The sequence below is a fragment of the Nonomuraea sp. NPDC050227 genome, assembly GCF_044459705.1.
Lineage (GTDB): Bacteria > Actinomycetota > Actinomycetes > Streptosporangiales > Streptosporangiaceae > Nonomuraea.
In genome coordinates this window covers 307,757-331,639 of record NZ_JBITJF010000017.1, presented here as the reverse complement: position 1 = coordinate 331,639, position 23,883 = coordinate 307,757, and the positions used below count along the sequence as shown (strand labels likewise).

The window sequence follows — 23,883 nt, the reverse complement described above, 5'->3', positions numbered from 1 at the left end:
GTTGATCGCGGTGGTTGCCTATGTCCCGAGACACACTCTGTTGAAGTTTCCTATGTCCTGCGACACGGGTTTCCTATGTCCTGAACCAGCACACTGCCACTCGGACGTACGGCCCTGAAAGAAAAGGGCCGTGGGCTTCGGCCTGGCCGACGGGAATGGCGCCCCCCGGCCGGACACGAGCCCCCGCCCCCGGGTCCGGCCTGCGCCGGGCCGGCCCGGGGCCCACCTTTCCTCAGCCGCCCGGTGAGCAGGCCACCCGGAACAGCAGCTCCTCCCGGCCGGGCCGGCAGACGAGCTGCAGCCCGACCGGCAGGCCGTCCACCGAGCCGGCCGGCACGGTCAGCGCGGGCAGGCCGAGCACGTTCCACGGGCTGGTCAGGGCCAGCAGCGCGGCCCGGACGGCGACGGCCCGCCCGTCCAGCTCGGTCTGGCGCTGCTCCAGCGGCGGCGCGACGAGCGGCACGGCCGGCAGCGCCAGCACGTCGTGCTCGTCGAACAGCGACTCCGCCGCGGCGGCCAGCGCGGGCCGCTCGTCCAGGGCCTTGACGTAGGCCCAGGCGGGCAGGTCCATGGCCGCGCGCAGCCGGTCGAGCACCTCGGGGTCGAACAGCTCGGGCGCCCTGGCCATCCGGTCGGCGTGCACGGCGGACGCCTCCGCGCCCTGCACCGTCGCGTACGTCTCCCGCAGCCCCTCGGCCAGCTCCCCGGGCAGCCGGACCTCCTTCAGCCCCGCGCCCGCCGCCGCCCGCGCGACCGCCACGACACGCGGATCGCAGGGCGACAGGACGGCGGGGTCCAGCCACCCCACCCGCACCGCCGCCGCCTCACCGGCGCTGTCCCGGGCGGGCGGCGGCCCGCCGGTCGCGAGCTGCCGGTAGGCGATCAGGCAGTCCAGCGGGCCGGCGGCCAGCACGCCGACGTGGTCGAACGTCCGGGACAGGGGGAACACCCCGGCGGCCGGGATCGCGTCGTAGGCGGGCTTGAACCCGGCGATCCCGCACAGAGCGGCCGGGATGCGCACCGACCCGCCCGTGTCGGTGCCGATCGCCAGGGGCACCATGCCCGCCGCCACGGCCGCCGCGCTGCCGCCGCTCGACCCGCCGGACATGCGCGCGGGGTCGCGCGGGTTGCGCGAGGGACCGTTGGCCGAGCGGTCGCCGGTGGGGCCGTACGCGAACTCGTGCGTCGTGGTCTTGCCGACGATCACCGCCCCGGCCTGGCGCAGCAGCGTCACGCAGGCGGCGTCGGACTCGGCGACGTGGCCGGCGAAGTGCCGCGACCCCATCGTGCAGGGCAGCCCCGCGACGTCGATGAGGTCCTTCACGGCGACCGGCACGCCGTGCAGCGGGCCGCGGTCGGCGCCCGCGGCCAGCTCCTGGTCCGCCCGCCGGGCGGCGGCCGCCGCGCCCACCGGGTCCACGGTGACGAAGGCGCCGAGCGCGGGATCCAGGGTGACGGCCGCGTCGAGCGCCAGCCGGGCCAGCTCGGCGGCGGTGGTCCGGCCGGCGCGCAGGTCACGGGCCAGGTCGGTGACGGAACGGCCGGTGAAGGGGCCGGGCGGTGTGGGCGGCATGAGGTCCTCTCCGGACGGTTCACGGCGACCCCGCCGTGAACGGACGGGCGTCCGGAGCAGACTACGCGTCCCGGCCCGCCGACCGGCGTTCCAGGGCGCGGCGGCGCTTCCGGAGTGGCCGGACTTCTGGGGGCGCGACGGGGCTTCCGCCGGAGAAGGCCGGACTTCGCCGGGGTGGCACCGGAAAGCGCCGAGTCCTTTCCTGGCGTGGCGTTACACGGCGGTACGGAGGCGATTACGTACAGTGAGCAGCGATGTCACTTCGTGATCCAGGGGGATTCATGAAAGTCAACCTCATCGTCGCCGGCGGCTTCGCCGTCGCCGCGCTGTTCGGCATGGCGGGGGCGGCCAACGCCAACGTCCACCACGAGAAGTGCGACCTGAGCACGTCCGACGACTCGACCGCGCTCCGCATCACGCCGTGGGGCGTGTCCGCCGGACACCGTGACGCCGACGCCTGCGAGCACCACAGGGACTACTACGGGCGTCCCCACGACGGCTACAACTGGGGTTACTGGCCGGGCCGCGGCTACTGGCCGGGCGGCTGGGCGTACGGCCTGGGCGTGGGCGCCGGCATCTGAGGTCGCATCACCTGAGCCCGGGCCGCGCCGTGCGTGGCCCGGGATCCTGCGTTGCCGGGCGCCCGCGGCGCCCGGCGCTCCACCCCCCGCCGCCGACCGGCCGAGCCCCGGACCCGTGCGCCCACGCGATGAGCACACTCGCGGGCCGCCGGAGCCGATCAGGACCGCCGCCGCCCGGTACGCGGCCGGCCCCGGGCAGGGGACCGGCCCGCCCGGGCCCTAACGGTCGACGATCTCGTTCTTGCCGATGACCACGACCCCGCCGCGGGTCAGCGCGAAGCGGGTGCGGTCGTAGTCGAGGTCGAAGCCGATGCGCGCGCCGTCGGGGATCACCACGTTCTTGTCGATGATCGCCTTGCGCACGATCGCGCCCCGGCCCACCTTGACGTTCTCCATCAGCACGGAGTCCTCCACCAGCGAGTGCGAGTGGAGCACGACCTTCGGCGACAGGATCGAGCGCATCGCCATGCCGCCCGAGACGATCACGCCGGGGGAGACCAGCGAGTCGATCGCCCGGCCCACCCGGTCGCCGTCGTTGTGCACGAACTTGGCCGGGGGCAGCGGGTCGTGCCCGGTGAAGATCGGCCACTTGTCGTTGTACAGGTTGAAGATCGGGTGGGCGGAGATGAGGTCCATGTGGGCCTCGTAGTAGGCGTCGAGGGTCCCCACGTCGCGCCAGTAGCCGCGGTCGCGCTCGCTGGAGCCGGGCACGATGTTGTTCTTGAAGTCGTAGACGTCCGCGCCGCCGGACTTGACCAGCATCGGGATGATGTTGCCGCCCAGGTCGTGCTTGCTGGTCGGGTCGAGCGCGTCCTCGCGCAGCGCGTCGATCATGGCCTGGGTCTTGAAGACGTAGTTGCCCATCGAGGCGTAGACCTCGTCGGGGGAGTCGGCCAGGCCCACGGCGTCCTTCGGCTTCTCCCTGAAGGCCACGATGCGGCGGCCCTCGGGATCGGTCTCGATCACGCCGAACTGGTCGGCCAGCGACAGCGGCTGGCGGATCGCCGCCACCGTCACGTCCGCGCCCGAGTCCTCGTGCTGCTCGACCATCTGCCGCGGATCCATCCGGTAGATGTGGTCGGCGCCGAACACGATCACGTGCTCGGGCATCTCGTCGTAGATCAGGTTCAGGTTCTGGAACAGCGCGTCCGCAGAACCGGAGAACCAGCGCGGCCCGAGCCGCTGCTGGGCGGGCACGGGCGTCACGTAGTTGCCCAGCATCGCCGACAGCCGCCAGGTACGGGAGACGTGCCTGTCGAGGCTGTGGTTCTTGTACTGGGTCAACACCACGATCTTCAAGAAGCCGCCGTTCGCGAGGTTCGACAGCACGAAGTCGATCAGCCGATACATCCCCCCGAACGGCACCGCCGGTTTGGCCCGATCCGCCGTGAGCGGCATGAGCCTCTTGCCCTCTCCACCTGCCAGCACAACCGCAAGCACCCTCCGGGACCTCATGTCCAGGACGCTACCCGTAAATGGCCGATCTATCGACGAAACCGCGCACTGGGCTGTGCCGCCGTGTCCTGACTTATCCGCGTTGAGCAGGGGCCGGACTTACCGACATTGGGCTGTATCGATGTGTTCCCTATGCTTGCGACGGTTCACAAGTGCGGTGCCGGAGTTGATGGTCGGCGCAAAACATGCCGCTCGCTGGAGGGCGCCGGGCCCGGCGCGTCGTAAGGTCGTGGGCATGCGTGTTGATCTGCTCAGCAGGGAGTACCCGCCGGACGTCTACGGCGGCGCCGGGGTGCACATGGAGTACCTGGCCAGGGAGCTGCGCAAGCTGGCCGACGTCCGGGTGCGCTGCTTCGGGGCCGATCGCGAGGAGCCCGGCGTGTCGGCCTACCGGGTGCCCGGCGGCCTGGAGCGGGCCAACGCCGCCCTCCAGGTGCTCGGCGTCGACCTGGAGATGGCCGCCGCCTGCGAGGGCGCGGACGTCGTCCACTCCCATACCTGGTACGCCAACTTCGCCGGGCATGTCGCCAAGATGCTCCACGGCGTGCCGCACGTCGTCACCACCCACAGCCTGGAGCCGCTGCGCCCGTGGAAGGCCGAGCAGCTGGGCGGCGGCTACACGGTCTCGTCGTGGGCCGAGCGCACCGCCCTGGCCGCCGCCGACGCGGTGATCGCGGTCAGCGAGGGCATGCGCCGCGACGTGCTGGCCGCCTACCCCGAGATCCCGCCCGGCCGGGTCACCGTCATCCACAACGGCATCGACACCGCCCAGTACGCCCCCGACCCCGGCCTCGACGTGCTGAAGAAGCACGGCGTCGACCCCGACCGGCCCTACGTGATCTTCGTCGGCCGCATCACCCGGCAGAAGGGCCTGGTGCACCTCCTGCACGCCGCCCGCTCCTTCGACCCGGCGGCCCAGCTCGTCCTGTGCGCGGGCGCGCCGGACACGCCGGAGATCGCCGCCGAGGTGACCGGGCTGGTGCGCGGCCTCGACCGCGACGGCGTGCTGTGGATCTCGGAGATGCTGCCCAAGCCGGAGGTCATCCAGCTCCTCACGCACGCCTCGGTCTTCGTCTGCCCGTCGGTCTACGAGCCGATGGGCATCGTCAACCTGGAGGCCATGGCCTGCGAGACGCCCGTGGTGGCCACCGCGACCGGCGGCATCCCCGAGGTCGTCGCCGACGGCGAGACGGGCCTGCTGGTGCCGATCGACCAGGGCCCCGACGGCACCCCGCACGATCCCGAGGCGTTCGCCGCCGACCTGGCCGAGCGGGTCAACGCGCTGCTGGCCGACCCGGCGCGGGCCGCCGAGATGGGCCGCGCCGGGCGGGCCAGGGCCGTCGAGCACTTCTCCTGGGAGCGCATCGCCCGGCGCACCCTCGACCTCTACGCCTCGCTGCGCCGGGACTGAACGTATTGAGCTGGGACCTGGAGACCCCCGAGGGCGGATGCCTGAGCGTCAACGCCTGGAACTGGCGTCCGACCCTGTCCCTGCTGGAGGAGGCCCGGGTGCTCGACCCCGAGACCGCGTGCCTGCTCGGCTTCAACGGCCGCATGACGCTCACCGGCGCCGACGCGGGCCGCATCGCGGCCTTCCTCGACGACTACCTGGGCGGCCTGCCCGAGCACGGACGGGTCCGGCTCGACGGCGAGGTGACCGAGGAGCCCGACGACCACCGCCTCCACCGCGACGACCTGGCGCTCAACTACTCGGCCACCGCCTCCTGGCTGCGCGACCTGCGCGACTTCTGCCGGGCGGCCCCCAACGGCTTCACCTGCATGTAGGGGTGGCGGCGGGTCAGCGGGTGAGCCAGAGGGCGGGCCTGGTCAGGTCGCCCTCGGGGCCGGTCCAGCCCGCCGCGTACACCTCGGTCGTGCCGGGGCGGCGGGCCAGGGCGGTGACCGTGCCGCGCACGGTCGTCGTCGTCCAGCGGCCGGCCGCGTAGTGGTGCAGCCGGGAGCGGGTCGAGTCGAGCACCCACAGGCCCGCCCGGCCGTCGGGCTCGGCCTCGGTGAAGGCCGCGCCCTCCGGGCCCCAGCGGCACCGCCAGGCCGACCCGTCCCAGTGCAGCGCCAGCGGGCGGCGGCGTTCCAGGGGCTCGCCCTGCTCGTCGTACTCGTCGGGCGGGAACCAGGACACCCCGCCGACCACCCACACGTCGTCCGGCCCGAGCACGGCCACGTCGCCGAGCTCCGTGCGGGCCGGCCGCGCGCCTTCGGGCGCGCCCGGCTCGGGCAGGTGCACCGCCTGCCACGCGACGCCGTTCCAGCGGGCGGCGGGGTCGTGCGCGGTCCGGCCGACCGTCCACACGTCCGCGCCCTCGCCGCCGAGGGCCCGCGCCGGGGCGGGCAGCCGGTACGCGCGCCAGGCCGAGCCGTCCCAGCGCAGCGCGTCGCGCCCGGACACGGCCCACGGGCCGCTCGCCGCGGTGCCGTGCAGGCCGATGGCCGAGGCGCGCTCCTTGAGCGGCGTGGAGGCGCTCACGGCGCCGTCCGTGACGCCGGCGACCAGGCCGGGACGTTCGTCGTCGCCGGTCCCGAAGGCCCACGCCCGCTCGCCCGAGACCGCCCCGACCGCGGCGACCGTCATCCGGGACGGCAGCGCGTACGTGCGCCAGCGCGCGCCGTCCCACCGGCTCAGCCCGCCGGACGTGGTCTCCATCCCGGCGGACGTCTCGCGCTGGACGGAACGCACCGCCCACACCGCCCCGTCGGGGGCGACCGCCAGCCGGTCGAGCGTGCCGTGCCCGTCGCCCGCCGGGACCGTCCGCCACGGCGACCGTACGGGCTCGGCGCGCAGGTCGTCGCCGCCGGGCCGGGGGCAGCGGGCCTGGACCGTGAGGCTCACCGCCGGAGCGGACGGGACGTCCCGCCCGGGAGGCCCGGCGCAGGCCGGGAGCGCCAGCAGCACGCCGAGACCGGCCACGCGGGCACGTACGGAACGCCGCACCTCGCCCCCTTCGTGATCATCGGCAGAATACGCTCACCCTGCCCAGGAGACCACGCGTGACGCCGATCAGCCCTGCGAAATGTAGTGGAGGATGACGTTGTGCACGTGGTGGGCCTTGTTGTCGCCGCGGAAGTCCACCTCGTAGGTGTGCGTGCCGACGTGGATGGCGATGGCACCGGAGGAGAAGAACCCGCCGGCCAGCGACTTGTTGCTCACGACGCTCACCGCCGAGATCTTGGCGTAGGGGATGCTGGTGATCGCGATCCGCTTGCCCACGAACGACTTGTCCTGCACGATCACCCGCCGGTCCGTGAGCCCCAGGAACCCGGTGCCCGCCCCGATCGCGTCGTAGACGGCGATGATCTGCTCGCCGGGGAGCAGGCCGCTCTCGATCTGCTTGAACTGCTCTTTGCGGTCGTAGGGGATGTCAGCCATGCCCGGCCAACGAACGGGACGTGCCCCCGCGTTCCGCGCCGGGCTCAGGGGCCCGCCGGATGGGCGGAGGGGTCGTGCGGGAGGTCGAGCAGGCAACCGCACGTGCCGGGCGGCCGTGGCAGCCCGAACAGCGCGCGGACCTGGGCCGGAGCGGGTGGCGCGGGGCGGAGGAGGCGGGTCAGGAGGCGGGTCAGGAGACGGCGGATCATGCTTCCCAGCGTCGCGGTGACGCCTGCGCCCGGTCCAACACCGAAATATCGCGATTGACGTGCTTTTGTGGTTAATGTGGCGTCGTGGATCTGCACCCCCGGCTGCTGCGCGTCTTCGTCGCCGTCGCCGAGGAACTGCACTTCGGGCGCGCCGCCGCCCGGCTCTTCCTGGCCCAGCAGGCGCTCAGCCGGGACGTGCGCACGCTGGAGACCCGGCTCGGGACGCCGCTGTTCGTCCGGTCCACCCGCCGGGTGGAGCTGACCCCCGCCGGCGCCCGGCTGCTGCCCGGGGCGCGGCGGCTGCTGGCGCTGCACGACGAGGTCGTCGCCGACGTGCTCGGCGCCGACCGCCCGCTGCTCGTGGACGTCACCATGCAGGGCCCCGACCTGCCCGAGCCGCTGGTCAGAGCCCGGGAACTGGCTCCCGGGACCGAGATGCTGGCCCGGTTCCACGGCGGCCTGACCGCGGGCGCGGCCGCGATGCTGGACGGACGGCTCGACGTGTCGTTCGGGCGCTTCGCCGGGCTGCCCGCGGACGTGCGCGCCCGGCTGGCCCAGGTCCCGGTGCGCCTGCAGCCCCTGGCCGTGCTCCTGCCGGCGGACCACCCGCTCGCGGAACTGGACGCCGTGCCGCTCGCCGCGCTGGCCGCCTTCCCGCTGGACGTCATGGCCGGGAACGCCGGCACGCGGGAGTGGAGCGACCTGGGGGAGCGGCTGGCCGAGGCGTTCGGGCTGCGGCTGGCCCGGCCGCACGCCGCGCCCGAGGGGGCCGCGGAGATGGGGCACTACCTGCGCCGGCATCGCGAGCCCGTGCTGGCCGGCGTGGGGATCGGCGGGATCCCGGGCGCGGTGAACCGGCCGCTGGCCGAGCCCGTGCCGCTCGGCCTGCAGAACCTGGTGCATCCCAAGGGCCTGCGGCACCCGGGCCTCGCCGCGCTCCTGGCCGCCGTCGCCGAGCTGGGACGGGCCCGCCACTGGCTGCGCCGCCCGCCGGGCTCCTGGCTCCCCGAGGCCGACGAGGCCCTTGTGGTGGCCTGACGTCTAGGTGGTGCGTTCGAGCACGACCACCGGGATCTGGCGGTCGGTCTTCTCCTGGTATTCGTCGTACTGGGGCCAGGTGCGGGTCATCGTCCGCCACATCTCGGGCTTCTCCTCCGCCGAGGCGGTGCGGGCGCGCGCCTTGAACCTGTCGCCCTTGACCTGCACCTCGACGTCGGGATGGGCCAGCAGGTTCTTGTACCACTGGGGATCTTCGGGGTCGCCGCCCTTGGAGGCGACCACGAGGAAGTCGTCGCCGAACCGCTGGTAGATCAGCGGCGTGGTGTACGGCCTGCCGGAGTTACGCCCCTTGGTGGTCAGGAGGAGGACGGTGGTGTTGTTCCAGTCGTGCCCCTCCGCGCCGTCGGTGGCCTGATAGCGCTGCACGTGTTCCTTGCCATAGAGCATGCCTCTGGACTACCCCGCGCGGGGGTGTCCTCACCGTGCCGCGCCGACCAGCTCGGCGGCCCGCCGGCTGTCGAGCGGGAGGGCCGAGTCGGGGGTGCGCTCGCGCACGTCGCGGTCGCGGATCGCGAACACGGCGGGCGCCGCGCCCACGTCGCCGTAGCGCTCGGTCACCGCCGCGCCGATCGCCCGCCGCACGCCGGCCACCACCTCGCGGACGCCGGGCCCGGACGTGACGAGGTGACCGAGCATCCCGGCGAAGCGCAGCTCGTCGTCGGCGGCGGGCCGCTGCGCCGGCAGCACCGGCCGGTCGAGCCAGAACACCTTGCCGGACAGGACCGCCGCGGAGCCGTCGGGGCCGTCGGGGCCGAGCACCCGCGCCGTGCGGGCCAGCAGCTCACCGAACTCGGCCAGGTCCGCGTGCGGCGGGAGGTCGGTGGTGACGAACAGGGGCACGATCAGCGAGTCAGGCATGCGGCTATCCCTCCGTGAGGAGGCTCATCGTAGGACCTGCCACCGACAATTCCGCGGCGCGCCACTCACCGTCCACCGCCCGGGCCGCTCGTCGCCGCTAGCGCTCGGTCCATTCGTCCTGGATCGCCGCGTGCACGATGGAGTCGCGCCAGCCGTGCGGGGTGTGCACGTGGTGCCGGATCCGTCCCTCCTCGACCATCCCGGCCGTCAGCATGGCGAGCTGGGCGGGCAGGTTGGCCGGCGACCTCGCGCCCCAGACGCGGTGCAGCCCGAGCTGCTTGAAGCCGAACGACAGCAGCAGGCGTACCAGGTCGGTGCCGATGCCGCGGCCCCACTGGTCGGGATGGAGGCCGAAGCCGATCTCGGCGCTGTGGGGCAGGTCGGGGTCGATCTTCAGGCGGGCCACGCCGATCACGTGCCGCCGGTCGGCGTCCACGACGGCCAGCACGTAGAGGCGGCGCGGCTCGGCGGCGGCCGCCTCCATGGCCTGGCCGACCAGGGCGGCGACCTCCTGCACGCTGCGCGGCGCGAACGGCATGTGCTGCGTGGCCGCCGGATCGCCGTAGACGGAGTGCAGCGGGACGACGTCGGCGTCGGTGAGGTCACGAAGTCCGATTCGCTCGCCGATGACCATCACGCGCCGCATGCGCAGAAGGTAACGCGACTATCGCGATCTTTACAAGGGTGTCAAGTCGCCAGCTGACTGCCGTAAGCCCGCGCGACAAGTTCGGCGACGGCGCTGTGCGCCCCGAGCGGCTCGGCGTGACCGGCCTCGACGGCGGCGGCGGCGCGCTCGACGAGCTCCGCCGGGGCCTCGTGACCGATCAGGCAGGGCGCGATGGCCAGCCGCTCGGCCCCGGCGGCGCGCAGGCGCTGGGCGGCGACGTCCACGCCGGGCTCGCTGTCCAGCGAGGCGGCGACGACGGGCAGCGTGAGCCTGGAGGCCAGCAGCACGGCCGTGGCCTGGACGGCGTGCACCGCGCGCTCGCCGCCCACCGTGCCCAGGATGACGGCGTCGACGGGGCTGGAGACGTTGAGCAGGCGGACCCGGTCGGCCCTGGCCAGGCCGCGCTCGGCCAGCCTGATGTGCAGGGCCTCGGCGAGCAGCGGGTGGGGGCCGAGCGCCTCGGTGGCGACCGCGCCGGAGCCGGCGGCCGCGATGGCCTTGCCGATCTCGGCCATGACGACCGGGTCGTCCCAGGTGAGCAGGGGCACCACGACGGCGTCGCGGCCCGCGGGCAGCGCGTCCGCCAGGTCGGCGACGGCGGTCAGCCGCACCTCGATCTGCGGGTTGTCGACCCGCACCACGGCCGTGATCTCTTCGGCCACGCCGCCGGTGCCGCCGGGGGTGGCCAGCACGAGCATGGGCGCGTCCGGCGGCAGGGACGTGGGCACGGGGCGGCGGTGCCGGCCGCCGCCGGGCCGGGGGGAACGTTCACGTACAGGCAGGCTCACAGGCGCGCAGTTTATGCCTATTCGCGGCTGGTTGTTCTGTGAATCGGGAGCGATTCCGTCACAACGGGAATGCTGTGATCGAGATCACATCGTGACCGCCGCCGCCGTTGACGAACCCCCCTGAGAAGGGCAACTCTGAGGCAACTAGAAACGCGTTCTAGAGCGACCGTCACACACCGTCCCCGGAGGATGGGAATGAAGCCGTTCTATGTCCGCGAGCTGAGCGTGTACCCGGTCGGTCGCCGGCGGATCTTCCTGCTGGCGATAGCCGTGCTGGCGAGCCTGGTGGCCAACTTCGAGACCACGCTCGCCACGATCCTGCCGCTGCTGATGAAGGACCTGGGCATGTCGCTCACGGTCTACGGCCTGCTCGCCGCGGGATCGGTGCTGATCGGCGGCCTGTCGGCGGGCGTCGGCGGCATCCTGTCCGACCGCTGGGGACGGGTCACGCTCCTGGTGCCCACCCTCACCGTCACGGCGGCCTGCAACTTCCTGCTCGCCACCGTGGACACCGTGGCCGGCCTGTTCTGGGTGCGCTGCCTGATGTTGTTCATCGAGGGCGCCGGGATCACCATCACCGCCTCCCTCGTCCGCGACTTCTCCCCGCGCCTCGGCCGCGCCCAGGCGTTTGCGTTCTGGACGTGGGGGCCGGTCGGGGCGTCCTTCCTGGCCTCGTTCATCGCCGGGTTCACGCTGCCGCTGTTCGACAACGCCTGGCAGTCGCAGGCGATCATCATGGGCGTCGTCTCGCTGGCCATGTGCGCGGTCATCGTCTGGAAGATCGCCGAGCCGTCGGCGGCGCTGCGGGCCCAGGTGCTCGACGCCGAGGAGGCCGTCGCGGCGGAGGAGAAGATCGACGCCGGACGGGTGCGCGAGCTGTTCCGCCATCCCCACCTGTGGGCCCACGTCCTGGGCAACACCGGCTGGCAGGTGCTCTACTGGACGTTCGCGATCTTCGGGCAGACGATCCTGGTGGAGGCGTTCGGCCTGGAGCCCGCGGGGGCCAACCGGGTGGTGGCGCTCGGCATCGTGCTCAACGCGGTGGCCGTGGTCGTCGTCGGCCGGGTCTCCGACCGGCTGCGGCTGCGCAAGCCGTTCACGGCCGCCGGCACCGCGCTGACCGTCCTGACCCTCGCCTACTTCATCGGCATGGTCGGCCCCGGCGTCTCCCCTGGGCACGTCACCGCCGTCTACGCGCTGCTCTTCCTGTTCATGGGCGTCGCGTACGTGCCGTGGATGGCCAACTTCTCCGAGAACGCCGAGGACGTCGAGTCGCGCCTGCAGGGCTCGGCGCTGGGCATCTGGGGCATGGTCGTCCGCGTCATGATCGTGGTGCTGCTGGTCGTCTCGCCCATGGTGGTCTCGGCGGGCGGCTGGGGCGCCTGGCTCGCCGTGGCGCTGGCCGGGCAGGTCGTGTTCCTGGCCTCCACGGCGGCGTTCAAGGGCGACTGGCGCAGGCGCCCGCGGGTCACCGAGCCCGAGACCGCCGTCTGAGCCGTCCCAGAAGTCCTTCGAGCGGCGCGCGTGGGCGGCGGTGGCAGCCGCCGCCCACGCCTTCGCGGCGTTCCCGCCTTCCCCCGCACTCAGGCGAAGGGACCCACCTGGCCGGGCAGCCTCCTGGCGGTGCCGCTCTCGCCGGCGGCGATGTCCAGGTCGCGGGTTTCCGGGGCGATGGCCAAACCTACGGCGGTGACGGCCAGCGCGACAACCACGTACAGGGACACGGCGAGCGTGGTGCCGTACAGGTCGAAGAGCTTGAGCGCGATGATCGGGGCCAGCGCGCCGCCGACGATCCCGGCCACCTGGTAGCCCATGGACGCGCCGCTGTAGCGCAGGCGGGTGCTGAACAGCTCGGCGATGAAGGCGGCCTGCGGGCCGTACATGGCGGCGTGGGCGGCCAGCGCGACCACCGCCGCCAGCACGATCAGCGGGAACGACTTCGTGTCCAGCAGCGGGAAGAACGCGAACACCCACCCGGCCGCCGCCAGCACGCCCGCGAAGTAGACCGGCCGCCGGCCCAGCCGGTCCGACAGCGCGCCGAACAGCGGGATCAGGCCGAGCTGCAGCACCGAGCCGATCAGCACCGCGTACAGCGCCACCGACCGGTCCAGCTTCAGCTGCCCGGTGAGGTAGACGATGATGTACGCGGTGAAGGTGTAGAAGGCCACGTCCACCCCGATGCGCGCGGTGAACGCCGACAGCAGCGCCCGCGGATGCGTGCGCAGCACCTCGACCAGCGGCATCCTGACCGTGGCGCCGTGCTTCTCGACGCGGGAGAACAGCGGCGACTCGGCGACCCGGGTCCGCACCCACAGCCCGACGAGCACCAGCACGCCCGACAGCAGGAACGGCACCCGCCATCCCCACGCCTGGAAGGCCGCGTCCGGCAGGGCGAAGGACAGGATCGCGAGCAGGCCGGTGGCCAGCACGTACCCGGCGGGCACGCCGACCTGCGGCCAGCTCGCGTTGAAGCCGCGCCGCCTGCTGTCGCCGTGCTCCAGCGACATGATCACCGCGCCGCCCCACTCGCCGCCGAGCCCGAAGCCCTGGACGAAGCGGAGCACGGCCAGCAGGACGGGCGCGGCCACCCCCACGCTCGCGTAGCCGGGGAGCACGCCGATGAGGAACGTCGACAGGCCCATCAGCAGCAGCGTCACGACCAGCACGGTCTTGCGGCCGGCCCGGTCGCCGAAGTGCCCGAACACCACGCCGCCGAGCGGCCTGGCGACGAACGCGACGGCGTTGGTGGTCAAAGCCGCCAGCGTCGCGTTGAGCGGGTCGAGCGACGGGAAGAACAGCTTGCCGAAGACCAGCGTCGCGGCCGTGGTGTAGAGGAAGAAGTCGTACCACTCCAGGGACGTGCCGACGAGGGCGGCGATGATCACCCGGCGGGTCTGGTGCGCGGAGCTTGACATCGAAGGCTCCCCAGATGGTCGAGGGGATAGTTTCAACGTAAGGATTGTTGAACAATTCGACAAGAGGTTTGCTCCATGATTCCCTGGCGCACGTGGAAGACGTGGTCGCGGACCTCGCCCGGCACCGGTCGAGACTGAACCGCAGCAGCACGGCCGAGCGCGTGGCCGACATCCTCCGCGACAGCATCATCGAAGGCGCCTTCCCGCCGGGCGCGCGGCTGTCGGAGGAGGCCATCTCCGAAGGGCTCGGCGTCTCGCGCAACACGCTGCGCGAGGCGTTCCGCCTGCTCGGCCACGAACGCCTGCTCGACCACCGGCTCAACCGGGGCGTCTTCGTCCGGCTCCCGTCCGTGGAGGACGTCTCCGACCTCTACACGATGCGGCGGGTGCTGGAAGGGGCCGCCGTCCGGCGCAAGGCGTCGCGGCAGGCGCTGGCGCTCATCGAGGAGGCCGTGCGCGACGCCGAGCGGGCCGCCGCCCAGGGCGACTGGCAGGGCGTCGGCACCGCCAACATCCGCTACCACCAGGCCCTGGTCGGCCTGCACGGCAGCCCCCGCCTCGACGAGGCCATGCGGCAGCTCCTGGCCGAGCTGCGCCTGGTCTTCCACGTGATGGACAACCCGCGCGCCTTCCACGAGCCGTTCATCGAACGCAACCGCGCGCTGCTCGCCCTGCTGACGACCGGCCGCGCCGAGGAGGCGGCGGCCTATCTCGACGACTACTTCGACGAGGCCGAGCGGCTTCTCATCCACGCCTACCAGCCGAACGGGTAGCGTTTTCCGCATGGACCGGATCTTCACCCTGGACGAGGCGCGCGCCCTGCTGCCCGGCATCATCGCCGAGGCGCGGGAGATCGTCGCGGGCCGCGCCGACCTGGCCGAGATCGCCTTCGACCGGCAGGCCGCCGGCGGGTCGCGGCTCGGCGGGCTGCCCGAGATCAAGGCGATCGAGGCGCGCATCGAGGAGACGCTGACCCGGTGGAGCGAGCAGGGGATCGAGGTCAAGGGCGTCGCGCCGCTGCTGATCGACTTCCCCTCCGTGCTCGGCGGGGCGTCGGTGCGGTTGTGCTGGATCGAGGGGGAGCCCGAGCTCGCCTGGTACCACCGTACGGATCTGGGCTTCGCGGGGCGGCGCCCGCTGCCCTGAAGCGTGGCCTACCTGTGACCAACTCGCCACCGTGCCCATGGGTCTAACCAGGTGAGCGAAAGGATCACCACTCATGAGGCTATCCTCAGCGGCCGCCGCGCTCCTCGCGCCGGCGGTCGCCGGCGGGCTGGGGCTCCCGGCCGCCGCCGCACCCGCGCGCACCGGGCCGCCGCAGGCCCGCGCGGCCTGGGTCACCGCCTGCGAGCTGCCCGTCGAGGGCACGTCCCCGTGCGGCCCCTGGCACCTGCTCCTCCGTGACGGCCGCAAGGTCACCGTCGGCGACTCCGCCGCCCGCGCCAAGGCCCGCGCGACCTCCCTGTTCGCCCTCAGCGGCGACGGCCGGACCATCGTCTACCAGCGGGCCCGCGACCACCGCCTGGTCGCACGCGCGGCGGCCGGCGGCCCGGTCAGGGAGCTGCCCAGGTCCCTGCGCCCCGGCGCGGACGACGCCCTCTACCTGTCAACGGCCGGCGACCGGCTCCTCGTCGGCCGCCAAGGCCACGTCGACGTGCTCACCCTGGCCACCGGCAGGATCACCGGCCTGACCGTCAAGGGCGAACCGGCCGGCTTCAGCGGCGACGGGGACGAGGTGCTCACCACCCGCGACCTGAGCGACGGCACCAGATGGCTGTACTCCTACGGGCTCGACGGCCGCGCGCTCAGGAGCCAGGCCCCCCAGTTCGTCGCCAACGCCGTCACCCTCGCGCTGTCCCCCGACGGGCACACCGTCGCCGCGTTCAGCTCCGGCGGCAGCCGTGGCGGCCCGCCCCGGATGCGCACGTACGACCTGGAGACCGCCCGGCTCGCCGACGGCGTGAACCTGCCCCTCGCCGGCGACGCCTCGCCCGACCACGCCCGCTGGACCCCTGACGGACGGCTCGCCGCCTACTCCTACGACAGCAGCTCCACGAAGTCGACGGTGGTACGGGTGCTCACCGTCGACCCCGCTTCCGGCCAGGCCCGCCGTACCGACACCTACAAGGTGGGCCCCGACCCTCACACCATCGTGTTCCCGGGGGAGTGACCATCGTGAGAATCGTCCCTTTGCTGACCGCAGCCCTGCTCACCCTCACCGCCGTGCCGGCCGCCGCCGCCCAGGCCGCGCCGCACCACGGCCACGACAGCATCCGGTACGCCTCCGTCAAGGGCTGCCCGGCCAAGGACGGCACGTCCCGGCCCTGCGGGCAGTGGCGGCTGATCATGCACGACGGCGGGCGCAGGACGCTGCCCGACGCCCAGGTCGTCGCGCTCGACGCCAGGCGCAGGTCCACCGTCACCTCGCCGGCGCCGATCGCGGTCAGCGGCGACGGGCAGCGCGTGGCGTACCTCACCAAGTCCGGGCGGCCGGCCGTACGCGCGCTGGGCGGCGGCGTCACGCTGCTGCCCGAGGACGCGCTGCCGCGGGTCGCCCAGAACGAGGTGACGCTGCTGCTCTCCGGCGACGGCGCGCGGCTGGCCGTCGTGGTCCAGAGCGACCGGCCCGCCGCCACGAAGATCTTCGACACCGCGACCGGCGCCCTGCTCGGCACCGTCCCCGCCGACGAGACCCTCCTCGGGTTCAGCGGCGACGGCGACGAGGTGCTGTCCTCGATCGAGTCCGACGACTCCGTCACCGACCTGGTCGTGCGCGACCAGACGGGCGAGCATCTCGTACGCGTCACGCCGCCGCAGGTCGTGGCCGCCAACGGCCCGCAGGCGCTGGCCGGCGACGGGCACACGGCGGCGGTCGTGATCCGCGGCAGGAAGACCGAGCTGCTCACCTACGACCTCGCCACCGACGAGGTCACCGGACGCAGGAAGATCAAGCTGCCGGACGGCGAGCTCAGCATGATCGACTGGACCGGCGACACGCAGGTCACGCTGCACCTGGTGTCCGGCTCGTCCAGGATGACCATCGTCCAGGTCGACACGGGGACGGGGGCCGTACGGGTCAGGGACCGGTACACCGTCCTCAAGGACAGCTTCGTCTTCGCCGCCTGCGGCGGCTGAGCCCACGCCACGGCGGGGCAGCGTCCGCGGCGGGTCAGGGTCCGCGGCGGGGCAGGGTCCGCGGCGGGGCAGGGGGAGTCCCGCCGTGGATACGCTTGCCGCGTGGAGGTTCACTCGACCAGGGCGATGGCCGTCAGGGCCGTCGAGCTGTGCGTGGCGCTGCTGCACGAAGAGCCGACGCCCGCCTCGGTGGCGGACGTCCTGCGCCGCCACGGCGAGCACGGCGACCTCGGCCTCGACGACTCCGACGTGGCCGCGATGCGGGCGGCGGCGGCCCGGCTGCGCGACGTGCTGGGCGCGCGCGACGCCGGGGAGGCGGCGGGCCTGCTCAACCGCCTGCTCGCCGACACCGCCCGGCCGCCCAGGCTGACCAGCCACCGGGGCACGACGTCCTGGCATCTGCACGTCGACAGCGGCGACGACGCGCCGTGGGCCGAGTGGTTCCTGGCCTCGTCGGCGATGGCCCTGGCCGTGCTGGTCGCCGACCATCAGCGCGTTCCGGGCGGATTGTGCGCGGCCGCGGGGTGCGGACGGCCGTACCTGGACCTGGGCGGCGGCAGCCCCCGCCGCTACTGCGGCACCCGCTGCGCCACCCGCGCCCGCGTCGCCGCCCACCGCGCCCGCCCCCAGCCAACCCCCTGACGCCACGCGCCCGCCCCTACCCCGAGACCGCGTCGCCGCCCACCGCGCCCGCCCCCTGACGCCACGCGCCCGCCACAGCCAGCTCGCCTCAGCCAGCCAGCCCGCCACAGCCAGCGCGCGCCTGCTCACCGCCTGCCGGTGCCCGCGTCGCCCGCTGACGCTCGCCAACCGCGGCGGCGGAGGAGAACGTAGATGGCCACGGCCTGTAAGGCCGCGCCGGTCAGCAGGGCGGCCGTGGCCGACTGGGTGCTCAGCGGGCCTGCCAGCGCCGATCCGACGGCGAACGAGGTGATCTTGAGGCTGGCGCCGGTCGTGAACACCTGACTGCGTAGCCCGGCGGGGGCCTCGCGTTGCCGCACCGCGAACAGCGCCGTCAACTGCGGCCCCTCGCCCGCGCCCACCAGCCCCGCCGCGACCACCGCGATCCAATACGCCCCCACCAGGGCTGTTCCTGCCATCGCGGCCAACGCCATGCCCGCGCCGACCAGCGCGGTGGACCAGGCCAGGGTCGCGTCCCAGGCCGGTGACGGGTTCCGTCGACGGGGGCCGCCGCGCCAGGCCAGGAGTCCGTTCGCGGCCAGGCCGGCTGCCGCCGTGACGGCCAGCAGCAGCGTGCCGCGGCTGCTGTCGCCTGTGAGCTCCAGCCCCAGCACCGGCGCCGACACCACGAACATGCCCGCCCCGGCGCACGAGACCATCGACCCGGCGGTGGCCCGTCCCAGCACCCGGTTCCCGAGCACCGCCCGGACCCCGGCGGCCATCTCCCGCGCGACCGCTCCCGCAGCCCGCACGGGCGAGCTGAGGCCGCCGAAGCGCCGCCGCTCACCGTTCGGCCGGTTGCCTGCGGGGAGGTCGCTCGTGGGGTGGGCGTGGGTGGGGTGGTTCCGGGGGGTGCGGGTGGGGAGGGTCCAGGCGGCAGGGAGGGCGGTCAGGAGGAGGGCTGCGGAGACGAGGACGGCGGCCGGACCGCCCGCCACGGCCGCGACCACGCCGACCGCCGCGGGACCGGCCAGCCCCGCCACGTTGTACGTCATGGCGTCCAGCGCGGTGGCTCGTGCCAGCCGTCCCCGGTCGGGCCCGGAGACCAGGGGGAGCTGTCCCGTCCAGCCGCCGGTGAGCGCGGGGCCCGCCAGCCCGGTCACCACGGCCAGCGCCACCAGCGCCGTCCCGGGCACCCGTCCGACGCCGCCCGCCACCAGCAGCAGGCCGGTCGCGTACCCGAGCAGGCAGCACGCCAGCAACCGGCCCGGACGGCGGGCGCGGTCCAGCAGCACGCCGAGCAGCGGCCCGCCGACGGCCGCCGAGACGGTCAGCCCGGCCAGCAGCGACGCCCCGAGCAGCGGAGAGCCGGTGGCGGCGAGCCCGGCCACCAGGAGGGCGGGTCCGGACATCTCGTCGCCGGTCCGGGCCGCGACCACCGCGGCCATGTAACGCGTCAGCACCAGCAAGACGTTACAGGATCCGTGTTAAGGGACGGTCCGGGCGGGGAAGGGCTCGGGTGATCGTCCCGCGCGGGCCTCGCGCCCGTCGGCGGCGACCCGCCCGGCCTGTACGGACTGCGTACCGCACAGGCCGGGCGCCTTCCAATCCCCGAGCCGGCCCCTGAGTCGAATATGTGTACGAACAATGGCATAGACTCGGCCTCATGAAAGCCGCGTTCCAAGCATCTCTGCTGGGTCTCGACGAGGAGCTCGGCGTCGGGCGGCTGGGCGCCACGGTCCGCCGGACGTACCTCGATCACGGAGCCTGGATCGACCTGCGGCCCGGCTGGCTGACGGGGGCCGACACGTTGTTCGCGCGGCTGGCCGAGACGGTGCCGTGGCGTGCCGAGCGCCGCCGCATGTACGACCGGGTCCTCGACGTCCCGCGCCTGCTCAAGTTCTACGACGAGGGCGAGACGCTGCCCGACCCCGTCCTCGACCAGGCCAGAGCGGCGCTCGACGCCCACTACGGCGAGGAGCTGGGCGAGCCCTTCCGCACCGCGGGCCTGTGCTTCTACCGCGACGCCCGCGACAGCGTGGCCTGGCACGGCGACACCATCGGCCGGGGCAGCAGCGAGGACACCATGGTCGCGATCGTCTCGGTGGGCAGCCCGCGCCCGCTCCTGCTGCGCCCGCGCGGCGGCGGCCCCTCGATCCGCCGCGACCTCGGGCACGGCGACCTGATCGTCATGGGCGGCAGCTGCCAGCGGACGTGGGAGCACGCCATCCCCAAGACCGCCCGGCCCGCGGGGCCGCGCATCAGCATCCAGTTCAGGCCACGCGGCGTCCGCTGACCCGGCTCGCCGCGCTCGCCGCGCTCGCCGCGCTCGCCGTGCCCGCCGTGCCCGCCGTGGGCTCTGCGAGCCCCGTGCGCCCCTCGTGCTAGCGGAGGCGGAGACGGGCTATGCGGCCCTGCTCGCCGGAGGCCCAGCAGGACAGGTCCGGGGTGCACGAGACCGTGTCGAACGAGCCGCCGTCGAAGGTCTCCCAGCGGGCCCCGCCGGTGTACGTCACGTCGCTGCCCGTGGGGCCGACCGCGATCGCCGCGAACGGCAGGTGCGGCAGCCACGTCACCCCCGACCGGTACGCGGGCGGCGGGGTCGTGGCGGTCCGCCAGGTGGCGCCCCCGTCCCCGGTGACCGCGGCGGCGTTGGGGGAGGGGAGGCCGGGCTGGTAGTCGCCGCCGACCGCGATCCCGCGGTGCCGGTCGCGGAAGGCCAGCGCGAAGACGCCCTTCGCCGGGTCGGCGGCCGGGATCGGGGTGTCGGAGACGGTCCACGTACGCCCGCGGTCGGCCGAACGGAACACGCGTGACCGCTCGCCGCCGCCGGTGGCGATCCAGGCGTCCCGTCCGCCCGCGGTCACCAGGCACTGGCCGCTCGCCGCGAAACCGGCCTCGCCGGGCAGCGCGTCCGGCATGCCGGTGGACGGGAGCACCTGCCAGCTCCGGCCGCCGTCCTCGGTGGCCACGAGGCGGAACCTGCCGTTCACCGGGTCGCTCATGGCCAGGCCGTGGCGGCGGTCGAAGAACGCCATGCAGTCGTAGAAGGCGTTCGGCTCGTCGTTCCTGAAGGACTCGGTCCAGGTACGGCCGCCGTCCTCGGTGCGGTAGACGCGGCCGTCCGTGCCCGTGCCGATGGACAGGACCAGGGCGTGGCGGGCGTCGAACGCCTCCACGTCGCGGAACTGGAGTGACTCGGTGCCGGGCGGGGAGACGTTCTGCCAGGTGCGTCCGCCGTCCACGGTGCGCAGGACGGTTCCGCCGGTGCCGGCGGCCCACACCACGTCCCTGCTCACGGGCGCGAGACCGCGGAAGCGGGCGGTCACGCCGGTCCCCTTCAGCTCCCAGCCGAGGCCCGGGCCGGGGCCGGTGGTGGCGGCGTGGGCGGGGAGCGGGGCGGCGAGCACCAGCGCCGCGGACAACACGCTCATCGCGATGCGAACGTTCATGCCGGGCAAACTAACCCAAGAGATCACGAGCGTCCATCATGCGGACAAACGGGCGACCCAGGAGACGACGCCTGTCCTGTGGAGGCGGTGGGGGTGTGGGAGGGCTCAGGCGGCGGTGCGGGTGGGGGCCCAGGTGAGGAGGGATTGGGCGGTGTCGAAGCGGCGGCTGGAGACCGACTCGCCGAGGATCACGCCCACCAGCCGGTGCCCGTCCCGCTCACCGGCGAAGGCCAGGCTGTACCCCGCCGCCCGGGTGAACCCCGTCTTCAGCCCGATCACCCCCGGCTCGGCGAGCAGGCGGTTGGTGTTGCGCCAGCCGTACGCGCCGTGCTCCTCGGTCGCGGCGACCTCGTGGTACCGGGTCCCGGCCACGCCTTCGATCAGCGGCACCTGGAGAGCCTTGGCCGCCAGCACCGCCTGGTCGCGGGCGGTGGACCAGCCGTCGCCCGCCGGCGTGGGCAGCCCGTCGGCGTTGACGTACCGGGTGTCGTTCATGCCGAGCGAGCGGGCGGTGGCGTTCATCTTGTCGACGAACCCCGGCACGCCGGGCCCGTACGTGCGGGCCAGCGCGTGGGCGGCGTCGGCGCCCGAGGGCAGCATGAGCGCGTAGAGCAGCTCGCCCACCGGCAGCCGGTCGCCGGGCCGCAGGTCGGCGGTGGTGCCGCCGCCCTCCTCGGCGTACCGCGCGTCCTGGGGGGCGATCTCCACCATGTCCGTGGGCTTGGCCGACTGCAGGACGACGTACGCCGTCATCGTCTTGGTGAGGCTGGCGATCGGCATGCGGGTGTCGGCGGCCTTGCCGAACAGGGCGGCGCCGGACCGGGCGTCCATCAGGTAGGCGGCCCGGCCGTACACGGCGGGCGCCCCGGCGTCGGCGGAGGAGGCGACGAGGGAAGGGGCCGCGGCGGACGGGGTCGCGGTCTGCGCGTACGCGGGCACGCCCAGCCCCGTGACCAGGGCGAAGGCGCCTGCGAACGCGGTGAGTCGAGCTTTCCGGTTACGCATGCACCCCAGGCTGCCGCCCGGTTTGGCGTGCGTTTAACGATTTGTGGCAAAATCTGTGACCGAATCGTTAGAAACCCCGCCTACGCCGAAGAATCCGTCAGGTAGATCTTTCCGCGCCGGGCGCCTCAGCGGCCCGTCCAGAGGTTGTCCGCCACCCGTTGCCCCCGCGCCAGCCCGGAGAACAGCTCCTCCCACATCGGCATCACCACCTCCGGCCCGTACGCCCGCGACGTCGCCGCTGCCGCCTCGCCCATCCGCACCCGCAGCTCCCGGTCGCCGATCACCCGGATCAGCGCCGCGGCCAGCGCGTCCACGTCCCTGGGCGGCACCAGGACGCCGTCCACGCCGTCGGTCAGCACGTCCCGCGGCCCGGTGGGGCAGTCGAAGGCGACCACGGGCAGCGCGTGCGTCATGGCCTCGATCATCACCATGGGCAGGCCCTCGAAGCGGGAGCTGAGCGCGTACACCGACGCCTCGGCCAGCTCCTTCTCCAGCCGCTCGGTACGGCCGGGCAGCGTCACGTGCTCCCCCAGCCCGTGCCGCGCGACCAGCCCGGCGAGCTGGCTGCGGCGCGGCCCGGTGCCGAAGACGCGCAGCCGCCACTCCGGATGCACCCGCACGACCTGCGCGAACGCCTCGATGAGCAGGTCGAACCCCTTCTGCGGCACCAGCCGCCCGGCCGCCACCATGACCGGGTTGACCTGCCGGGACGGTTCCTGCTCCACGCGGTGGACGGCGTTCGGGATCACCACCACCGGCGTGTCCGGCAGCAGGCGCTGGTATTCGAGCTTGTTGGTCCTGGTCAGCACGGTGACCGCGGCGAACCTGCCGTAGTGGCGGGCGATCTCCCTGCGGATCGTGTCGGGGTAGGCGGACAGGTTCATGTGCTCCTGCGCGATCCTGACGACGTCGGCGGGGGTGCGGCGGGCGGAGATCAGGTTCAGCGCGGGCCTGGTCGTCACCAGGACGCCGCCCGACAGGCCGGAGACGTAGTCCATCGCGGCGCGTTCCACCCGCTCGGTGAAGTAGTCGGCGGCGAACTCGCCGCGCGGCACGATCTTGCCGCGGATCCGCCGCCACGCCCTGCGGCCGACGGAGTCGGGCTGTCTGCCCCCGCGCTGGTCCACCAGCGTGGTGACGGTGACGCGGGGGTCGATGGCGAACTGCGGGGCCTCGCGCCGCCGTACCAGGCTGACCAGCTCGACGTCGTGCCCGGCCGCGGTCATCGCGTTCGCCTGGTTGACCACCGTGCGGATCGTGCCGCCCATGCCGTAGGCGTGCAGCATCAGGTAGCGGATCTTCACGCGAGGTACCCCCAGGTCCGGGCGATGGGCTTGAGGGGTTCGGGGATCTGGCCGGGGGAGGGCAGCTCGCGGGCGGGCTGGACGGTCCCGGTCCTGATCTTGTCCCGCCAGTCGCCGAGCCCCTTCTCCAGCACCTGCTGCTCGCCGTAGGAGAGCATCCGCGGCTCCCACTCCAGGCCGAGGAACGCGCAGATCTCGCGGGTGACGCGCTCGGGCTCGGCGCTCAGCTCCTCGTACCTGACGGTCAGCCCCGGCAGCGCGGCCCTGGCCCGCTGCACGGCCTTCATGTACCGCAGGGCGTCGAGGGCGGCCTCCTCGGGGGTGCGCCGGTCGGGGGCGGCCTCGTGCCAGGACGTGGCGATGGAGGCGGGGTGGCGCAGCAGGAAGACGAAGCGGGCGTCCGGCCAGCAGGCGGCGATGCGCTGGTGGGCGAAGGCGTTGGCGGGGGTCTTGTCCACGACGTACCGCTTGCCGCTGCGGACCAGCTCGCGGTGCAGCACCCGGTCCCACAGCAGGTGTTCCAGGTCGGCCGCGTTGTGCCCGAGCGCGGCCATCGCCTTGGCGGCCAGCGGAGTGCCGAACTGCACCCGCAACCGGCGTACGTGCAGCTCGTGCGGGGCGTGCAGGTCGGGGTGGGCGTTGAGGATCGCGCGCAGGAGCGTGGAGCCGGACCGTACGGGGGACAGGAGGAAGACGGGGGATTCGAGCAGCCGGTCGGTTAGCGGATCCGCGGGCGGTCTGATCTCGGGAGCGGGCGGGGGAGAGGGCGTGTTCCCGACTCGCTCGATCTGGAATCCGGTGAACCTGACCAGCGCTTTGTTGACGTGCCGCTGCCAGTTCATGGCGAGGCAGACTACCTACCGTTCCTGGCAGTTA

Annotated in this window: 26 protein-coding genes; 11 read left to right on the top strand and 15 right to left on the bottom strand. The window is 73.6% G+C overall.

All coding sequences use genetic code 11. The features are described 5' to 3' along the window. Positions 1–232: 232 nt before the first annotated feature. Positions 233–1,573, bottom strand: a complete 1,341-nt coding sequence (locus tag ACIBK9_RS48030; RefSeq protein ID WP_397165843.1) for an amidase — start codon at positions 1,571–1,573, stop codon at positions 233–235. Positions 1,574–1,854: 281 nt separating this feature from the next. On the opposite strand from ACIBK9_RS48030, the gene ACIBK9_RS48025 reads away from it, so the two are divergent. After that, a complete protein-coding gene (locus ACIBK9_RS48025; protein WP_397165841.1) occupies positions 1,855–2,154 on the top strand; it encodes a hypothetical protein in 300 nt (99 codons plus the stop codon). A gap of 219 nt (positions 2,155–2,373) precedes the next feature. Here the strand turns inward: ACIBK9_RS48025 and glgC are convergent, their stop codons facing one another. Next, the gene (gene glgC / locus ACIBK9_RS48020) at positions 2,374–3,609 is read right to left on the bottom strand and encodes a glucose-1-phosphate adenylyltransferase (RefSeq protein WP_352329862.1); all 1,236 of its coding nucleotides are present in this window, start codon (positions 3,607–3,609) and stop codon (positions 2,374–2,376) included. 235 nt (positions 3,610–3,844) lie between these two features. Here glgC and glgA point away from each other — a divergent pair, with 235 nt between their 5' ends. Continuing rightward, on the top strand, positions 3,845–5,020 hold the full coding sequence (gene glgA, locus ACIBK9_RS48015; protein ID WP_352329860.1) for a glycogen synthase: 1,176 nt from the start codon (positions 3,845–3,847) through the stop codon (positions 5,018–5,020). A gap of 5 nt (positions 5,021–5,025) precedes the next feature. Continuing rightward, positions 5,026–5,394, top strand: a complete 369-nt coding sequence (locus ACIBK9_RS48010) for a hypothetical protein (RefSeq protein WP_364338028.1) — start codon at positions 5,026–5,028, stop codon at positions 5,392–5,394. A gap of 13 nt (positions 5,395–5,407) precedes the next feature. Here ACIBK9_RS48010 and ACIBK9_RS48005 read toward each other — a convergent pair whose 3' ends face one another. From ACIBK9_RS48005 to ACIBK9_RS47995, 3 genes are all read right to left on the bottom strand, one after another. Next, a complete protein-coding gene (locus ACIBK9_RS48005) occupies positions 5,408–6,559 on the bottom strand; it encodes a hypothetical protein (RefSeq protein WP_397165840.1) in 1,152 nt (383 codons plus the stop codon). Positions 6,560–6,625: 66 nt separating this feature from the next. Next, complete coding sequence (locus ACIBK9_RS48000) at positions 6,626–6,994, bottom strand: PH domain-containing protein (RefSeq protein WP_352361137.1); 369 nt, start codon at positions 6,992–6,994, stop codon at positions 6,626–6,628. A 44-nt stretch (positions 6,995–7,038) separates the two neighbouring features. Then, the gene (locus ACIBK9_RS47995) at positions 7,039–7,203 is read right to left on the bottom strand and encodes a hypothetical protein (protein WP_397165838.1); all 165 of its coding nucleotides are present in this window, start codon (positions 7,201–7,203) and stop codon (positions 7,039–7,041) included. Positions 7,204–7,287: 84 nt separating this feature from the next. Between ACIBK9_RS47995 and ACIBK9_RS47990 the strand changes: the two genes are divergently transcribed. After that, a complete protein-coding gene (locus tag ACIBK9_RS47990; RefSeq protein WP_397165836.1) occupies positions 7,288–8,241 on the top strand; it encodes a LysR family transcriptional regulator in 954 nt (317 codons plus the stop codon). Positions 8,242–8,244: 3 nt separating this feature from the next. Here the strand turns inward: ACIBK9_RS47990 and ACIBK9_RS47985 are convergent, their stop codons facing one another. From ACIBK9_RS47985 to ACIBK9_RS47970, 4 genes are all read right to left on the bottom strand, one after another. After that, a complete protein-coding gene (locus ACIBK9_RS47985; protein WP_387664792.1) occupies positions 8,245–8,649 on the bottom strand; it encodes a nitroreductase family deazaflavin-dependent oxidoreductase in 405 nt (134 codons plus the stop codon). 30 nt (positions 8,650–8,679) lie between these two features. Next, complete coding sequence (locus ACIBK9_RS47980; RefSeq protein ID WP_364338031.1) at positions 8,680–9,120, bottom strand: hypothetical protein; 441 nt, start codon at positions 9,118–9,120, stop codon at positions 8,680–8,682. Positions 9,121–9,217: 97 nt separating this feature from the next. After that, positions 9,218–9,766 (bottom strand): GNAT family N-acetyltransferase, encoded by a 549-nt coding sequence (locus ACIBK9_RS47975; RefSeq protein ID WP_387664798.1) that lies wholly within the window; start codon positions 9,764–9,766, stop codon positions 9,218–9,220. 41 nt (positions 9,767–9,807) lie between these two features. Beyond that, the gene (locus tag ACIBK9_RS47970) at positions 9,808–10,575 is read right to left on the bottom strand and encodes a sirohydrochlorin chelatase (protein ID WP_397165834.1); all 768 of its coding nucleotides are present in this window, start codon (positions 10,573–10,575) and stop codon (positions 9,808–9,810) included. Between the two features lie 195 nt (positions 10,576–10,770). Here ACIBK9_RS47970 and ACIBK9_RS47965 point away from each other — a divergent pair, with 195 nt between their 5' ends. Further along, complete coding sequence (locus ACIBK9_RS47965) at positions 10,771–12,069, top strand: MFS transporter (RefSeq protein ID WP_397165832.1); 1,299 nt, start codon at positions 10,771–10,773, stop codon at positions 12,067–12,069. 89 nt (positions 12,070–12,158) lie between these two features. Here the strand turns inward: ACIBK9_RS47965 and ACIBK9_RS47960 are convergent, their stop codons facing one another. Next, on the bottom strand, positions 12,159–13,490 hold the full coding sequence (locus ACIBK9_RS47960; protein WP_397165830.1) for an MFS transporter: 1,332 nt from the start codon (positions 13,488–13,490) through the stop codon (positions 12,159–12,161). Positions 13,491–13,573: 83 nt separating this feature from the next. Here ACIBK9_RS47960 and ACIBK9_RS47955 point away from each other — a divergent pair, with 83 nt between their 5' ends. The 5 genes from ACIBK9_RS47955 (at position 13,574) to ACIBK9_RS47935 (ending at position 17,267) form a co-directional block, all read left to right on the top strand. Continuing rightward, the gene (locus tag ACIBK9_RS47955) at positions 13,574–14,263 is read left to right on the top strand and encodes a GntR family transcriptional regulator (protein ID WP_397165855.1); all 690 of its coding nucleotides are present in this window, start codon (positions 13,574–13,576) and stop codon (positions 14,261–14,263) included. A gap of 10 nt (positions 14,264–14,273) precedes the next feature. Continuing rightward, positions 14,274–14,636, top strand: coding sequence for a DUF2203 domain-containing protein (locus ACIBK9_RS47950; RefSeq protein ID WP_387664809.1), 363 nt, complete (start codon positions 14,274–14,276; stop codon positions 14,634–14,636). A gap of 73 nt (positions 14,637–14,709) precedes the next feature. Further along, positions 14,710–15,660, top strand: coding sequence for a TolB family protein (locus tag ACIBK9_RS47945; RefSeq protein ID WP_397165828.1), 951 nt, complete (start codon positions 14,710–14,712; stop codon positions 15,658–15,660). Positions 15,661–15,665: 5 nt separating this feature from the next. Then, positions 15,666–16,625, top strand: coding sequence for a hypothetical protein (locus ACIBK9_RS47940; protein ID WP_397165826.1), 960 nt, complete (start codon positions 15,666–15,668; stop codon positions 16,623–16,625). Positions 16,626–16,727: 102 nt separating this feature from the next. After that, on the top strand, positions 16,728–17,267 hold the full coding sequence (locus ACIBK9_RS47935) for a CGNR zinc finger domain-containing protein (RefSeq protein WP_397165825.1): 540 nt from the start codon (positions 16,728–16,730) through the stop codon (positions 17,265–17,267). Between the two features lie 125 nt (positions 17,268–17,392). Here the strand turns inward: ACIBK9_RS47935 and ACIBK9_RS47930 are convergent, their stop codons facing one another. Further along, positions 17,393–18,709 carry an MFS transporter gene (locus tag ACIBK9_RS47930; RefSeq protein ID WP_397165824.1) on the bottom strand — a complete coding sequence of 439 codons (1,317 nt, stop codon included), beginning with the start codon at positions 18,707–18,709 and terminating at the stop codon, positions 17,393–17,395. A gap of 203 nt (positions 18,710–18,912) precedes the next feature. Between ACIBK9_RS47930 and ACIBK9_RS47925 the strand changes: the two genes are divergently transcribed. Beyond that, positions 18,913–19,542 carry an alpha-ketoglutarate-dependent dioxygenase AlkB gene (locus tag ACIBK9_RS47925; RefSeq protein ID WP_397165822.1) on the top strand — a complete coding sequence of 210 codons (630 nt, stop codon included), beginning with the start codon at positions 18,913–18,915 and terminating at the stop codon, positions 19,540–19,542. A gap of 88 nt (positions 19,543–19,630) precedes the next feature. On the opposite strand, the gene ACIBK9_RS47920 is transcribed toward ACIBK9_RS47925, so the two are convergent. The 4 genes from ACIBK9_RS47920 to ACIBK9_RS47905 form a co-directional block, all read right to left on the bottom strand. After that, positions 19,631–20,698 carry an oxidoreductase gene (locus ACIBK9_RS47920; protein WP_397165820.1) on the bottom strand — a complete coding sequence of 356 codons (1,068 nt, stop codon included), beginning with the start codon at positions 20,696–20,698 and terminating at the stop codon, positions 19,631–19,633. 105 nt (positions 20,699–20,803) lie between these two features. Beyond that, positions 20,804–21,703, bottom strand: a complete 900-nt coding sequence (locus ACIBK9_RS47915) for a D-alanyl-D-alanine carboxypeptidase family protein (protein ID WP_364338042.1) — start codon at positions 21,701–21,703, stop codon at positions 20,804–20,806. 125 nt (positions 21,704–21,828) lie between these two features. After that, positions 21,829–23,007, bottom strand: coding sequence for a glycosyltransferase family 4 protein (locus ACIBK9_RS47910; protein ID WP_397165818.1), 1,179 nt, complete (start codon positions 23,005–23,007; stop codon positions 21,829–21,831). Then, positions 23,004–23,849 (bottom strand): sulfotransferase family protein, encoded by an 846-nt coding sequence (locus tag ACIBK9_RS47905; RefSeq protein ID WP_397165817.1) that lies wholly within the window; start codon positions 23,847–23,849, stop codon positions 23,004–23,006. The genes ACIBK9_RS47910 and ACIBK9_RS47905 overlap by 4 nt, the downstream gene beginning before the upstream one ends. Positions 23,850–23,883 lie beyond the last annotated feature (34 nt).